Here is a 13,688-nt window from a genome sequence, read left to right on the forward strand (position 1 = left end):
TGCTGATCGATTGTCCTCCTTCTCTTAACCTTTTGACCGTCAACGCCATGGTTGCCTCTCATTCGGTGCTGATCCCGCTGCAAAGCGAGTTCTTTGCCCTGGAAGGGGTGTCGCAGCTCCTGCTGACCATCCGCGAGGTCCGGCAATCGGCCAATCCTGATCTGCGGATCGAGGGCGTGGTGCTGACCATGTTTGATCGGCGCAATAACCTGTCGCAGCAGGTCGAACAGGATGCCCGGGACAATTTGGGCGAGTTGGTGTTTGAAACCAAGATCCCGCGCAATGTCCGTGTGAGCGAGGCGCCCTCTTACGCCTTGCCGGTGCTGAACTATGATAGCAACTCGCTGGGTGCCAAGGCCTATCGCGCCCTGGCGGATGAGTTGATCTCCAATAACCAAAAAGTCGCGGCCTAGTAGCGGAGCAGAAGATGTCTGAGAAAAGAAACAAACCCCGTGGATTGGGCCGTGGCCTGTCAGCCCTGATGGCAGATGTGAATTCCGAACCTGTGAGCACAGAGGTTCAGACCCCGCGTAATGCGGAGATCCTGGTACCGATTGAAAAGGTCATTGCCAACCCGGATCAGCCGCGTCGGCAATTCCTGCAGGAAGACCTCGATGACTTGACGGCTTCGATCAAGGAAAAGGGTGTGTTGCAGCCGCTGATCGTGCGTCCGCGTTCGGGCGGGATCTATGAGATCGTTGCCGGGGAGCGGCGCTGGCGCGCGGCACAGGCCGCCCAGCTGCACGAGGTACCGGTTCTGGTTCGGGACTATTCTGACGTGGAGATGATGGAAGTTGCCATTATTGAAAACATCCAGCGCTCGGATCTGAACGCGATGGAAGAGGCGCATAGTTACAAACAGCTGATGGAGCGCTTTGGTCATACCCAGGAAAAGATGGCAGAGGCCTTGGGCAAAAGCCGCAGCCATATCGCCAATCTGGTGCGGCTGCTGCATCTGCCTGATGATGTGCGCGCCCTGGTGCATGAGCGCAAGCTCTCCGCAGGTCATGCGCGGGCCCTGATCACCTCTGACAATGCTTCTGAATTGGCGGGCAAGATCGTCAAAGGTGGCCTGTCTGTGCGCGCTACCGAGGCCCTGGTGAAGAAAGATGCCGCAGGGCTTCAGAGTGCTGCGCCGAAACAGCCACGGAAACTCTCCGAAAAGGACGCCGATACCAAGGCGCTCGAAGGAGATCTTTCGGCTATTCTGCGCATGAAGGTCTCGATCGATCACAAGCCGGGCGGAGAGAGCGGCTCTGTCACCATCAGCTACGAGACTTTGGATCAGCTGGATGAGCTATGTAATGTGCTGAGCAAGTGATCAGTCGGATGGCCGGGTCCAGATAAAGGTCAGCACCATACTGAGCACCACCATCTGAATGAGCACCACATGGGAGGGGGCTCCGAGGATCAGAGACAGTAGAAAGACGGCGGCAATCGATACAGTTGCCGCCTTTTTAGCGGCCGGTCGAATGGCACCGCGTTCGTTCCAGTCCTGGATCATCGGGCCAAAGGAGGGATGCGAGATCAGCCAGTTGTGCATTCGCTCTGATGACTTGGCAAAACAAAAGGCGGCGAGCAGAAGGAAAGGCACGGTTGGCAGCAGCGGCAGGATAACTCCTATGATCGCAAGGCCGAGCGCAGCAAAGCCAAAGGCGGCATAGAGAAATCTCATCAGCTTAATCCAACTTCTCTAGGGGCAATAAGCCCGTCAATCTACCAATAGCTCGCGCAGCACTGCGTTCAGAACCGCACGCCCTTGATCCGTGGCGCGGATGGTCTGATCCGAGATAGTCACCATGCCGAGATTAACAAGATCGTCAACGCGATCCTGCGGCAATGGCTGGCCAGAGAGCGCCCTATAGCGGGGGATATTCATACCCTCCGCAAGGCGCATCGACATCATCATGTATTCAATGGCGCTGTCTTCCCTCGGCAAGGCCTCACAGAGGCTCTCACCAGAGCCCTCAGAAACCGCTTTGAGCCAGGCACCGGGGGCACGATGGGTCTCGGTGGCGTAGCGCTGCCCATTGAGCGTCAGGCGGCCATGGGCGCCGGGTCCGATCCCGACGTAATCGCCATAGCGCCAGTAGATTTGGTTGTGGCGGGATTCCTCGCCGGGGCGGGCATGGTTGGAGATTTCATAGGCGGGCATGCCATGGGCGGCGGCGATCTCTTGCGTGGCCTGATACATATCGGCGGCGCTGTCATCACTAGGCAGGTCGCGCAGCTTGCCACGGGCGTAGCGGTCACCAAAGGCGGTGCCTTCCTCGATGGTGAGCTGATAGAGCGACAGGTGATCAATCGCCATGCTCAGGGCTTCAGAGAGTTCTGCTTTCCAGTGGGCCAGATCCTGTCCCTGGCGGGCATAGATCAGATCAAAGCTGACCCGATCAAAACAATTGCGGGCGATGTCAAAAGCGGCGCGCGCTTCAGCCACAGAGTGGATCCGTCCAAGGCGACGCAGGTCTTCGTCGTTGAGTGCCTGAATACCCATCGAAATCCGATTGACGCCGCCGTCGCGATAGTCGGCAAAGCGACTTGCCTCAACCGAGCCTGGATTGGCTTCAAGAGTGATCTCCATGTCATTGGCAAAGGGCCATATTTCACGTGCACCTTCGATCACCGCGGCCACGGTTTCCGGCATCATCAGCGAGGGCGTACCGCCGCCAAAGAAAATGGAGTTGAGAACCCTGCCTTCCAGCCCCTGTGAGACTCTTTTGAGTTCACTCAGATAGGCTCTAACCCAGGCGTTCTGGTCTATTTTTGCGGTGACGTGACTGTTGAAGTCGCAATAGGGGCATTTGGCCTGACAAAAGGGCCAATGCACATATAGGCCAAAGCCCCCATGACGCCAATCATCCACTGAAGCAGCCTTTGACAAAGGCGGCGACGGCGCGACCCCGATGACTTATGCGGTTCTTTTCCTCTTTGGCCAGCTGGGCGCAGGTCACGTCGTAACCCTCGGGCATGAACATCGGATCATAGCCAAAGCCGCCTTCGCCGCGAATGGGCCAGACGAGATCGCCAGGCATTACGCCTTCAAAGACCTCGTCATGACCATCAGGCCAGGCCAGAACCAGAGTGCAGCGGAACTGGGCGCTGCGCGGCGCATCCGGGCCCTTGGCGGTGATCTCATCATTGGCGCGGGTCATCGCCATCATGAAATCCCGGCCATTTCCGGTTTCCGCCCAATCGGCGGTGTAGACACCGGGGGCGCCATCCAGCGCGTCAATGGTGATGCCGCTGTCATCCGACAGGGCAGGCAGGCCCGTGGCCTGTGCCGCAGCATGGGCCTTGATCCGGGCATTGCCGACAAATGTGTCTTCGGTCTCTTCCGGCTCTGGCAGATCCATGGCCGCCGCGCCAACGACCTTGACGCCAAAGGGCGCCAGGATCTCACTGATCTCTTGCAGTTTGCCTGCGTTGTGAGTGGCGACCAGGATCTGGTCGCCTTCAAATTTCCGGGTCATGCGCAGGCCGCCACTTGCAGCGCAGTCAGCTCAGAGGTGCCTTTTTCGGCCAGATCCATCAGCTGGTTCATCTGATCGCGCGAGAACATCGAGCCTTCGGCGGACATCTGTACTTCGATCAGTTTTCCGGAACCGGTCATGATAAAGTTCCCATCGACGCCGGCCTCGGAATCTTCGGGGTAGTCCAGATCCAGCACCGCCTGGCCGGCATAGATCCCGCAGGAAATGGCAGAGACCGGATCAATCAGCGGATCGATTTTGACATCGCCTGCCTTCATCAGTTTATTGACCGCCAGACGCAGGGCAACCCAACCGCCGGTGATGGCTGCGCAGCGGGTGCCGCCATCGGCCTGCAGCACGTCGCAATCGATAGTGATCTGGCGCTCGCCGAGGGCGACGCGATCAACGCCGGCGCGCAGGGCACGGCCAATCAGGCGCTGGATTTCAACGGTGCGACCGCCCTGTTTGCCAGCAGCGGCTTCGCGGCGCATCCGGGTATTGGTGGCGCGGGGCAGCATGCCGTATTCTGCAGTGACCCAGCCCAGGCCAGATCCTTTGATAAAGGACGGCACCCGCGGCTCCAGGCTGGCGGTGCAGAGCACATGTGTTTCGCCCATCTTGATCAGGCAGGAACCCTCGGCATGTTTGGTAAAACCGGTCTCGATCGACACGGCACGCATTTCGTTCAACTCTCTATTTGACGGGCGCATGGGCTATCCTTTTTTTGCTGCTCTTCCGATAGCCGCCGGGACAGCGGGGATGCAAGCATGATTGACCTTTTCCCTTATCGCTCTTTAATACAAATTGGAGCCTGGGCTTCCCTAAATACACAGCGTGACCGTAAAATCGCCGATGACTGACGCCAAAGAAATTCTGAGTGACATGAATGACCGCTCCCGCGAGGTGTTCCGGACGGTTGTCGAAAGCTATCTTGAAAGCGGTGAGCCGGTTGGCAGCCGGACCCTGACGCGATCGTTGAACGAAAAGGTCAGCGCCGCGACGGTGCGCAATGTGATGCAGGATCTGGAGTATCTGGGCTTGCTGGACAGTCCCCATGTCAGCGCCGGGCGCATTCCCACCCAGCGGGGGCTGCGGATGTTTGTCGACGGGTTGCTGGAGGTCGAAGATCTGAAGGCCCGCGACCGGGAAAAAATTGACGCCACCCTGGGCCAAAATGCCGGCGATGTCGGCAATATGCTGGACCGGGTTGGTTCAGCGCTCTCTGGGGTGACCCAGGGCGCATCGCTGGTGCTGACACCAAAACAGGAAAGCGAAATCCGCCATATCGAGTTTATCTCATTGGCGCAGGATCGCGCTTTGGTGGTTTTGGTGTTTTCGGACGGCCATGTGGAAAATCGCCTGTTTACCCCGCCCCCTGGTCAAACCCCCAGTTCGATGCGCGAGGCGGCAAATTTCCTCAATGCGCTGATCGAGGGGCGCACTTTGAGCGGGGTGCGGCGTGACATGCAAAAAGAGATTGATGCCCGCCGGCAAGAGATTGATGTGCTGGCGCAGGACATGATCGAAAGTGGGCTGGCCGCCTGGGAGGAAGACGATAGCGAAAAGGCGCGGCTGATTGTGCGGGGCCGGGCGAATCTTTTGGGCGAAGGCGGTGGTGAGCCGGAAGAGCTGGACCTCATTCGCAGCCTGTTTGACGACCTGGAGCGCAAGCAGGATATCGCCGAATTCCTTGAACTCACCGAAGACGGCGAGGGTGTGCGCATTTTTATCGGTTCAGAGAACAAACTTTTCTCACTTTCGGGTTCCTCTTTGGTGGTCTCTCCCTATATGAACTCGGATCGAAAGATCATTGGCGCGGTCGGGGTGATTGGCCCGACTCGCCTGAATTACGGACGGATTGTGCCGATTGTGGATTACACGGCGCAACTGGTTGGGAAATTGCTTTCCGACCGGAGCTAGAGGTTGATAAAATGGCAGAGCCCAGAAACGACGATTTTTTGGACGATATCGCAAATGTCGAGGCGGAAGAGCTGGCGGCGGAAATGGCAGAACTGGATGATGCTGCCATTGAGGTTGATGAGCTGCGGGCTGAGCGCGACGAGTATAAAGACCGCTTTATGCGCGCGCTGGCGGATGCTGAGAATTCTCGCAAACGCGGCGACAAGGCCCGGCGCGAAGCCGAGCAATATGGCGGCTCCAAACTGTCACGCGATATGCTGCCGGTGTTTGACAACCTGAAGCGCGCGGTTGAATCGGCGACAGAAGAGCAAAAAGAAGTGGCTTCGGCCCTGATCGAAGGCGTCGAGCTGACCATGCGGGCGCTTGTCGGTGTGTTTGAAAAACACGGCGTGCGGGTGGTTTCCCCTCAGGTGGGCGATCGTTTTGATCCGCAGGTGCATGAGGCGATGTTTGAGGCACCGGTGCCTGGCACCAAGGCCGGCGATATCATCCAGGTCTCGGCGGAAGGCTTCATGCTGCATGATAGGCTGCTGCGGCCAGCGCAGGTTGGGGTTTCCTCTACACCTGCCTGAAGCTGACAGAGGGGTGAACGGGCCCGATGGGCCCGTTGCCTGCGGCGCGAATATTTTTGGAAAGATGATGAGCGACTCCTTTTTTGAGGGGGTCGCTTTTTTACTTGCCGGCTTCCTTCAGGCGGTAGAGCGCCTCTAGTGCTTCGCGTGGGGAGAGATCATCGGGATGGATCTCGTTCAGCAGGTCTTCGACCGGTGAGGGTTGGTTTGCTGAATTTTTCTGCGGTGGCGGGGCGGCAGCAAAGAGAGGCAGATCGTCGATCTGAATCTTGGCGCCGGCACCTTCGCGGCTGCCCTGTTCCAGCAAGTCCAGCACATCGCGGGCGCGGGCCACCACGCTGGCGGGCAGGCCGGCAAGCTGCGCCACCTGCACCCCGTAGGAGCGATCCGCGGCGCCTTTTTTGACCTCATGCAGGAAGATCACCTCGCCCTCCCATTCCTTCACGGTGACGGTGGCGTTTTCAACGCCAGCCAGTTTGTTCGAGAGCTGGGTCAATTCGTGGTAATGGGTGGCAAAGAGGGCCCGAGATTGATTGACCTCGTGTAGATGCTCCAATGTGGCCCAAGCGATGGAGAGACCATCATAGGTTGCAGTGCCGCGCCCGATTTCGTCTAAGATCACCAGCGCGCGGTCATCTGCCTGATTGAGGATGGCGGCGGTTTCCACCATTTCAACCATGAAGGTGGAGCGGCCACGGGCCAGATCATCCGAGGCGCCAACCCGACTGAAAAGCTGGCTGACCAGCCCGATATGGGCTGCCTCTGCCGGGACGTAGCTGCCCATTTGAGCCAAAAGGGCAATCAGTGCGTTCTGGCGCAGGAAGGTCGATTTACCGGCCATGTTTGGACCGGTCAAAAGCCAGACAGCGGCGCCATCCTTGGCTGAGAGGTCACAGTCATTGGCGACAAATCTGTCGCCGCCCTGTTGGCGCAGGGCCTGTTCCACAACCGGATGACGCCCACCTTCGATCTGAAAGGCACGGGAGCCATCGACACGCGGGCGCGTCCAGTTTTCGCCCCGGGCAAGATCAGCCAGGGCGGTGAGCAAATCCAGCTCTGCCAGGCCCCGGGCGGCACCATTGAGCCGGGCGGCCTGTTCCAAAATCGCGCTGGAAAGGCCCGAATAGAGCCGCTTTTCGATCTCTAACGCGCGATTGCCGGAGTTCAGGATCCGGGTTTCGATCTCGGAGAGCTCGACCGTGGTGAAACGTACCTGATTTGCGGTGGTTTGACGGTGGATGTATTTCTCTGAGAGCGGCGGTGACAGCATTTTATCGGCATGGGTGGCGGTGGTCTCGATGAAATAGCCCAGCACATTGTTGTGTTTGATCTTCAGCGAGGTGATGCCGGTATGCGCCGCATAGTCCTGCTGCATGCTGGCAATGACAGAGCGGCCTTCGTCGCGCAGGGTGCGGGCCTCGTCTAGTTCCTCGTCATAGCCGGAGGCGATAAACCCACCGTCGCGGGCCAATAGGGGGGGCTCTGCCACCAGGGCGGCGTCGAGCAGATCGAGCAGAGTATCAAACCCGGTGAGATCGACGCTGGCCTCGGCAATCAGCGCGGGCAGGTCTTCGCCAGAGGTGCGGGCGGAAATCGTATCGGCCTGGGCCAGCCCATTGCGAATGGCGGCGAGATCACGTGGACCGCCGCGGTCCAGAGCCAGACGCGACAGGGCGCGATCCAGATCCGGGGTTTTGCGCAGGGCGTCGCGCAGATCTTCGCAGAGTTGATCGCGGTCATAGGCAAAATCCAGCGCTGCAAGCCGGGCATTGATCACATCGAGATTGCGCGAGGGGCTGGAAAGTCGCTGTTCCAGCAGCCGGGCCCCGCCGGGGGTGGTGGTGCGGTCAATCACCGAGAGCAGCGAGCCGGCCCGGCTGCCAGACAGCGAGCGGGTTAGTTCAAGACTGGCGCGGGTCGAGGCATCGATCTGCACCACCCGGTCTTCGGCTTCCTGTTGGGGTTGTTGCAACAGTGGCAGTTTTCCTTTCTGGGTGATCTCCAGATAGTCGATCAGCGCCCCCATGGCCGAGATCTCGGCCCGGTTGAAGCTGCCAAACCCATCCAGGGCACTGACGCCAAACAGGCTTAGGATGCGTTTTTCGGCGGCGGTGCTGTCAAAACTGGCCTTGCCCAGCGGCGTCAGGGGGATCTTGTATTCATCGGCCAGCGGTGCCGTGGCCTCATAAGAGGCGCCATCGGCGACGATCAGTTCCGAGGGCGCAAGCCGGGCCAGTTCGGGAGAGAGCCGCACCGGGGTGATCGGCATCACATGGAAGGCCCCGGTGGAGATATCGGCCCAGGCCAGGGCGGCCGCATCGCGCAGTTCGGAATAGGCGACCAGGAAATTATGGCGCCGCGCTTCGAGCAGGGAATCCTCGGTCAGGGTACCGGGGGTGACCAGACGCACAACATCGCGTTTGACCACCGATTTGCCGCCGCGCTTTTTGGCCTCGGTCGGGGTTTCCAGCTGTTCCCCAACGGCGACGCGAAACCCCTTGCGGATCAGGGTGAGCAGATAGCCCTCGGCGGCGTGAAAGGGCACGCCGCACATGGGGATGTCTTCACCATTGTGTTTGCCACGTTTGGTCAGCGCGATGTCCAGCGCCTCGGCGGCATTGACCGCATCCTCAAAGAACATCTCGTAGAAATCGCCCATCCGATAAAAAAGCAGCGCATCCTTATGAGCGGCTTTGATCTCGAGGTATTGTGCCATCATGGGCGTGACTGACATTCCCGCTCTCCCGGTGGTGAATGCAGGATGTCTACAGGGCGGGCCGGGGAAGGAAAACCAAAATCAGAACGAGAAGTCCCGGCGGGAAGAGGGAACCCGCCGGGACATGGATTTTGGAGGTAATAGGTTGGTTCTGCCTAGGATCAGGAGATCGCCAGCAGGGTCTGAGGGGAGGCATTGGCGATGGCAAGCGAGGTCTGACCCAGCTGAACCTTGACGCTTGCGGCCTTGAGACGGGTTGCGACATCTTCGATATTGGCATCTTGAAGTGCAGAGATCCCAGAACGTGTGGCATCGGCCAATTTGCCAACAAATTCATTCTGATTGGCAATGCGGCTGGTGGCAGCTCCCATCCGGGCAGCGCCTTCGATGGCAAAGTTCAGGAAGCCTTCGATCTCTCCCAAGGCAGTCTGGGCTGAGGCACTGTCGGTGATCGTGGTGCGGTCATTGATATCGAAATCAGCGCTGCCTTCAAAATCGAGACTTTCGACAGAAAAACTGGCCAGCCCGGCCTGCGCCGAAGAGCCGTTGCGCGACACTGCTTCCGCCACCGTCATAGAACTATTGCCGCTGCCGTCTATATCAGACTTCAGCAGGTTGACGCCGTTGAATTGCGTAGAAGAGATCACATTGTTCAGCGATTCAGTCTTTTGCGCCATTTGCTCTTCGATCTTGGCAAAATCCACCAGACCCGAAGCCCCCATGATCGCCAATTCTTTCATTTCAGTCAGAATTTCCGTAGCGCGTTCGGCGCCAAAGGCTGCAACGGATGTGGTTGCCTCGTTCAGTGACAGCGATTCCGAGACTGCACCATAGGCCATGGCGTCGCTTTCCATCACCTGGGTGATGGCCCAAAGCGCGGCTTGATCCTTGGCAGAGTTAATCTCCTTACCGGTCGCGACTTCTTGCTGGACCTGCTCCTTTTCCTGAACTGCGCCGCCCAAAAGCTGCAGCGCCGTCGAGGAGCCGGAGTTGAAGTGAATACTCGTCATATACTTTTCCTTTTACACTAATTGCTTAGCCAAGAAATTTGCCCCGAGTACCGCAGTGGTTCGAGAGGTCATTCTGACGGATATACTTGGCGCAAAGGGAGCAAGCCGCTTTAAGCTTGAGTTTACCTGTTAAGATATTGATTAGGAATTGGAGCGCTGGGCTGGCAGCATTGTGGCGGCATTGTGGCGAATAGCTGGGCATTTTAGGGAAGTTTTAGGCAAAACCGTCGCAGGAAAATATTGCTGCTGCGGATTGAGAGGGACGAGAGGCTGGGCTAAGACTGGGCGCGACTAGGAGAGGACGCTGAAACCCCATGCCCAAAGCAAAGATCACCGACGAAGAGGCCCTGGCCTTTCACCTGGATCCCACCCCCGGCAAATGGGAGATCAACGCAACCGTCCCGATGACGACCCAGCGCGATCTGTCGCTGGCCTATTCCCCCGGTGTTGCAGTCCCCTGTGAGGCCATCGCGGCCAATCCCGAAACTGCCTATGACTACACCAACAAGGGCAACCTTGTGGCGGTGATCTCCAACGGTACTGCGGTTCTGGGTCTTGGCAATCTTGGCGCGTTGGGCTCCAAGCCGGTGATGGAGGGGAAATCGGTTCTCTTCAAACGCTTTGCCGATGTGAACTCGATCGATATCGAGCTCGACACCGAAGACCCGGACAAATTCATCGAAGCGGTGCGGCTGATGGGGCCGACCTTTGGCGGTATCAACCTCGAAGATATCAAGGCGCCGGAATGTTTCATCATCGAGCAAAAGCTCAAGGAAGAGATGGATATTCCGGTCTTCCACGATGACCAACACGGTACCGCTGTGATCTGCGCCGCAGGTCTGATCAATGCGCTGCATATCTCTGGCAAAAAGATCGAAGACGTAAAGATCGTGCTGAACGGCGCCGGGGCGGCGGGCATTGCCTGTATCGAACTCTTGAAACGCATGGGCGCGCGGCATGAAAACTGCATCGTCTGCGACACCAAAGGCGTGATTTACCAGGGTCGTACCGAGGGCATGAACCAGTGGAAATCGGCCCATGCCATCACAACCGAGCTGCGCACGCTGGAAGAGGCCATGCAGGGTGCTGATGTCTTCCTTGGTGTGTCAGTGAAAGGCGCGGTAACCCAGGAGATGGTCAAATCCATGGCCGATAATCCGGTGATCTTTGCCATGGCAAACCCTGATCCGGAAATCACTCCCGAAGAGGCCCATGAAGTGCGCGTGGATGCCATTGTGGCCACGGGCCGTTCGGATTATCCCAACCAGGTCAACAACGTGCTGGGCTTTCCCTATCTCTTCCGGGGCGCATTGGACATTCATGCCCGTGCCATCAACGATGAGATGAAGATCGCCTGTGCCCATGCCCTGGCCGCCCTGGCGCGCGAAGATGTGCCGGACGAAGTGGCGCTGGCCTACGGCAAATCGCTGACCTTTGGCCGCGACTATATCATCCCGACTCCCTTTGATCCGCGCCTGATCCACCGCATCCCGCCTGCGGTTGCCAGGGCCGGCATGGATACCGGTGCTGCGCGTCGCCCGATCATTGATATGGAGGCCTATGAGGTTGGCCTCAAAGGCCGGATGGACCCAACCGCTTCGATCCTGCGTGGCTTGAACGCACGGGCGCGCTCGGCTCAAAGCCGGATGATCTTTGCCGAGGGTGATGATCCACGGGTGCTGCGGGCTGCTGTCAATTATCAGCGCTCTGGCTTTGGTAAGGCGCTGGTTGTTGGCCGCGCCGAAGACGTCAAACACAAGCTCGAGGCCGCCGGTCTGGGCGATGCGGTGCGCGAGCTGGAAATCGTCAATGCGGCCAATACCACGCATTTTGATGTCTATAAGGATTTCCTCTATAAGCGTCTGCAACGCAAAGGTTTCGATCGCAAAGACGTGCACCGTCTGGTTGGCCGTGACCGCCATGTATTCTCGGCTCTGATGCTGGCCCATGGCCATGGCGACGGGCTGGTGACCGGGGCCACACGCAAATCTGCCCATGTGCTGGACCAGATCAACCATGTCTTTGATGCCGACCGCGAACATGGTGCCGCCGGTGTTACTGCTCTGCTGCACAAGGGGCGTATCGTGCTGATCGGCGATACCCTGGTGCATGAATGGCCGGATGAAAACGATCTGGCCAATATTGCCGAACGCGCCGCCGGGGTCGCCCGCCATATGGGTCTGGATCCACGGGTGGCCTTTGTCAGCTTCTCGACCTTTGGCTATCCGGTTTCGGAACGGGCTGAAAAAATGCATTTGGCGCCCGCGATGCTGGACAAACGCGGGGTGGATTTTGAATATGAGGGCGAAATGACCGTTGATGTGGCGCTGAATGCTGCCGCACAAGAGGCCTATCCCTTCCAGCGCCTGACCGGTCCCGCCAATGTGCTCATCGTTCCTGCTCGTCACTCGGCTTCGATCTCGGTCAAGCTGATGCAGGAAATGGGTGGTGCCACAGTTGTGGGCCCGATCCTCTCGGGTGTCGATAAACCGATCCAGATCTGCTCCACCACCTCGACGGCCAATGATGTGTTGAACATGGCGGTTCTGGCCGCCTGCAACATCGGATAGGCCCATGGCGATCTGGAATCTAGGCTCCATCAATGCGGATATGGTTTATGCGCTGCCGCATCTGCCGGTCGCGGGCGAAACCCTGGCGGCGAGGGGCCTGGATCAGTTCCTGGGCGGCAAGGGGGCCAATATGTCGGTCGCTGCCGCCCGCGCCGGGGCGCGCGTGCACCACATTGGCGCCGTCGGCCCCGAAGGCGGCTGGGCGGTGCAGCGCCTGATGGAATATGGCGTCGATACCCGTCAAATTGCCAGCCTGGATCTGCCCACCGGCCATGCCATCATTGCGGTGGACCAGGGGGGAGAGAACCAGATCATCCTCTATCCCGGGGCCAATCGGGCGCTGACGCTGGATCAGATCGGTCAGGCGCTCAGCGCTGCGGATGCCGGCGACACCCTGGTGCTGCAGAATGAAACCAATATGCAGTCTGAGGCCGCTGAAATGGCCTGCAAACTGGGACTTAAGGTTGCCTATGCCGCCGCCCCCTTTGACGCGCAGGCGGTGCAGGGGGTTTTGCCCTGTCTGGATCTGTTGTTCCTGAACGAAGTCGAGGCCGCGCAATTGCAACAGGCCATCGGAAAGGCGCCAGAGGCGCTGGGCGTGGCGGATGTGATTGTCACCCTCGGTTCCAGGGGCGCGCGGCATTATCACAAGGCCTCTGGTCAGATCTCAGAGGTGCCAGCACTCCCGGTCACGCCAGTGGACACCACCGGGGCCGGCGACACTTTTACCGGCTATGTGCTCTCTGCTCTGGATCGCGGCCTGCCGATGCCTCAGGCTATGGCCCTGGCGGCACGGGCGGCGGCACTGATGGTGACCCGCCACGGGACCGCTGATGTGATCCCGGATCTGAAAGAGGTCCAAGAGGCCAAATTCTAAACCTCCAGCCCGATTTTCGATTTTCCTAGTTTCATTTGGCCAAAAATATCCCGGGGGTGAATTGCGCCTGGCGCAAGAGGGGGCTGGCCCCCTTATGGCCCTTCACTTGCCTTCAATGATCTTTGGCAAAGGGCGCCGCATCACCCCAAAGCTGCGCAACCCGCGCATCGCGGCCGCAGGCCTTGCGGTAGCGTTTGTAGGCCGCCGCCTGACGTTTGGGACCAAAGCGGGTGAGGATCAGCTTGCTGCCCTTGTAGTAATCTTGGTGGTAGTCTTCGGCGCGATAAAACACTTCTGCGTTCAGAATGGGCGTGACAATCGCCTGTCCCAGATCTGCCTCCGCCTTACCCAGTGCCTGCTGAGCAAGAGCCTTTTCCCTTTGGTTAGAGACAAAAATGGCGGTTCGGTAGCTCTCTCCACGATCACAGAATTGCCCCCCCGCATCGGTAGGATCAACCGAGCGCAGGAACAGTTCCAGCAGCTTGGCGCGGTTGATGCGCGCCGGGTCAAAGGTGATTTCCACTGCCTCATAATGGCCGGTGCCGCCCTT

General features: G+C 58.9%; 13 protein-coding genes. 6 read left to right on the forward strand and 7 right to left on the reverse strand.

Annotation, left to right across the window (positions count from 1 at the left end; genetic code table 11):
- Together ABJP42_RS16055 and ABJP42_RS16060 are read left to right on the forward strand one after the other, a co-directional pair.
- A partial coding sequence (locus ABJP42_RS16055; protein WP_348342126.1) for a ParA family protein occupies positions 1-413 on the forward strand: 413 nt, incomplete at its 5' end.
- 14 nt (positions 414-427) lie between these two features.
- On the forward strand, positions 428-1,321 hold the full coding sequence (locus ABJP42_RS16060; protein WP_348342128.1) for a ParB/RepB/Spo0J family partition protein: 894 nt from the start codon (positions 428-430) through the stop codon (positions 1,319-1,321).
- Here the strand turns inward: ABJP42_RS16060 and ABJP42_RS16065 are convergent, their stop codons facing one another.
- The 4 genes from ABJP42_RS16065 to rph are packed head-to-tail and all read right to left on the reverse strand — an operon-like array spanning position 1,322 to position 4,183.
- The gene (locus ABJP42_RS16065; protein WP_348342130.1) at positions 1,322-1,675 is read right to left on the reverse strand and encodes a YbaN family protein; all 354 of its coding nucleotides are present in this window, start codon (positions 1,673-1,675) and stop codon (positions 1,322-1,324) included.
- Positions 1,676-1,711: 36 nt separating this feature from the next.
- Complete coding sequence (hemW, locus tag ABJP42_RS16070; protein WP_348342132.1) at positions 1,712-2,866, reverse strand: radical SAM family heme chaperone HemW; 1,155 nt, start codon at positions 2,864-2,866, stop codon at positions 1,712-1,714.
- Positions 2,859-3,473, reverse strand: coding sequence for an RdgB/HAM1 family non-canonical purine NTP pyrophosphatase (gene rdgB / locus ABJP42_RS16075; RefSeq protein WP_348342134.1), 615 nt, complete (start codon positions 3,471-3,473; stop codon positions 2,859-2,861). The genes hemW and rdgB overlap by 8 nt, the downstream gene beginning before the upstream one ends.
- Complete coding sequence (gene rph / locus ABJP42_RS16080; RefSeq protein WP_348342136.1) at positions 3,470-4,183, reverse strand: ribonuclease PH; 714 nt, start codon at positions 4,181-4,183, stop codon at positions 3,470-3,472. The genes rdgB and rph overlap by 4 nt, the downstream gene beginning before the upstream one ends.
- Positions 4,184-4,325: 142 nt before the next feature.
- On the opposite strand from rph, the gene hrcA reads away from it, so the two are divergent.
- Positions 4,326-5,393, forward strand: a complete 1,068-nt coding sequence (gene hrcA, locus ABJP42_RS16085; RefSeq protein WP_348342138.1) for a heat-inducible transcriptional repressor HrcA — start codon at positions 4,326-4,328, stop codon at positions 5,391-5,393.
- Positions 5,394-5,404: 11 nt separating this feature from the next.
- Positions 5,405-5,965, forward strand: a complete 561-nt coding sequence (locus ABJP42_RS16090; RefSeq protein ID WP_348342140.1) for a nucleotide exchange factor GrpE — start codon at positions 5,405-5,407, stop codon at positions 5,963-5,965.
- Positions 5,966-6,065: 100 nt separating this feature from the next.
- On the opposite strand, the gene mutS is transcribed toward ABJP42_RS16090, so the two are convergent.
- Both mutS and ABJP42_RS16100 read right to left on the reverse strand, forming a co-directional pair.
- On the reverse strand, positions 6,066-8,699 hold the full coding sequence (gene mutS, locus ABJP42_RS16095; protein ID WP_348342142.1) for a DNA mismatch repair protein MutS: 2,634 nt from the start codon (positions 8,697-8,699) through the stop codon (positions 6,066-6,068).
- A gap of 143 nt (positions 8,700-8,842) precedes the next feature.
- Positions 8,843-9,691 carry a flagellin N-terminal helical domain-containing protein gene (locus tag ABJP42_RS16100; protein ID WP_348342144.1) on the reverse strand — a complete coding sequence of 283 codons (849 nt, stop codon included), beginning with the start codon at positions 9,689-9,691 and terminating at the stop codon, positions 8,843-8,845.
- A 314-nt stretch (positions 9,692-10,005) separates the two neighbouring features.
- On the opposite strand from ABJP42_RS16100, the gene ABJP42_RS16105 reads away from it, so the two are divergent.
- Both ABJP42_RS16105 and ABJP42_RS16110 read left to right on the forward strand, forming a co-directional pair.
- Positions 10,006-12,261, forward strand: coding sequence for an NADP-dependent malic enzyme (locus ABJP42_RS16105; RefSeq protein WP_348342146.1), 2,256 nt, complete (start codon positions 10,006-10,008; stop codon positions 12,259-12,261).
- Between the two features lie 4 nt (positions 12,262-12,265).
- Entirely contained in the window at positions 12,266-13,138 is an 873-nt protein-coding gene (locus ABJP42_RS16110) for a ribokinase (RefSeq protein WP_348342148.1), read from the forward strand.
- A 112-nt stretch (positions 13,139-13,250) separates the two neighbouring features.
- Here ABJP42_RS16110 and ABJP42_RS16115 read toward each other — a convergent pair.
- On the reverse strand, positions 13,251-13,688 hold a 438-nt coding region (locus ABJP42_RS16115; RefSeq protein ID WP_348342150.1), incomplete at its 5' end, for a peptide-methionine (S)-S-oxide reductase.

Source organism: Pseudophaeobacter sp. (genome assembly GCF_039971195.1).
GTDB lineage: Bacteria > Pseudomonadota > Alphaproteobacteria > Rhodobacterales > Rhodobacteraceae > Pseudophaeobacter.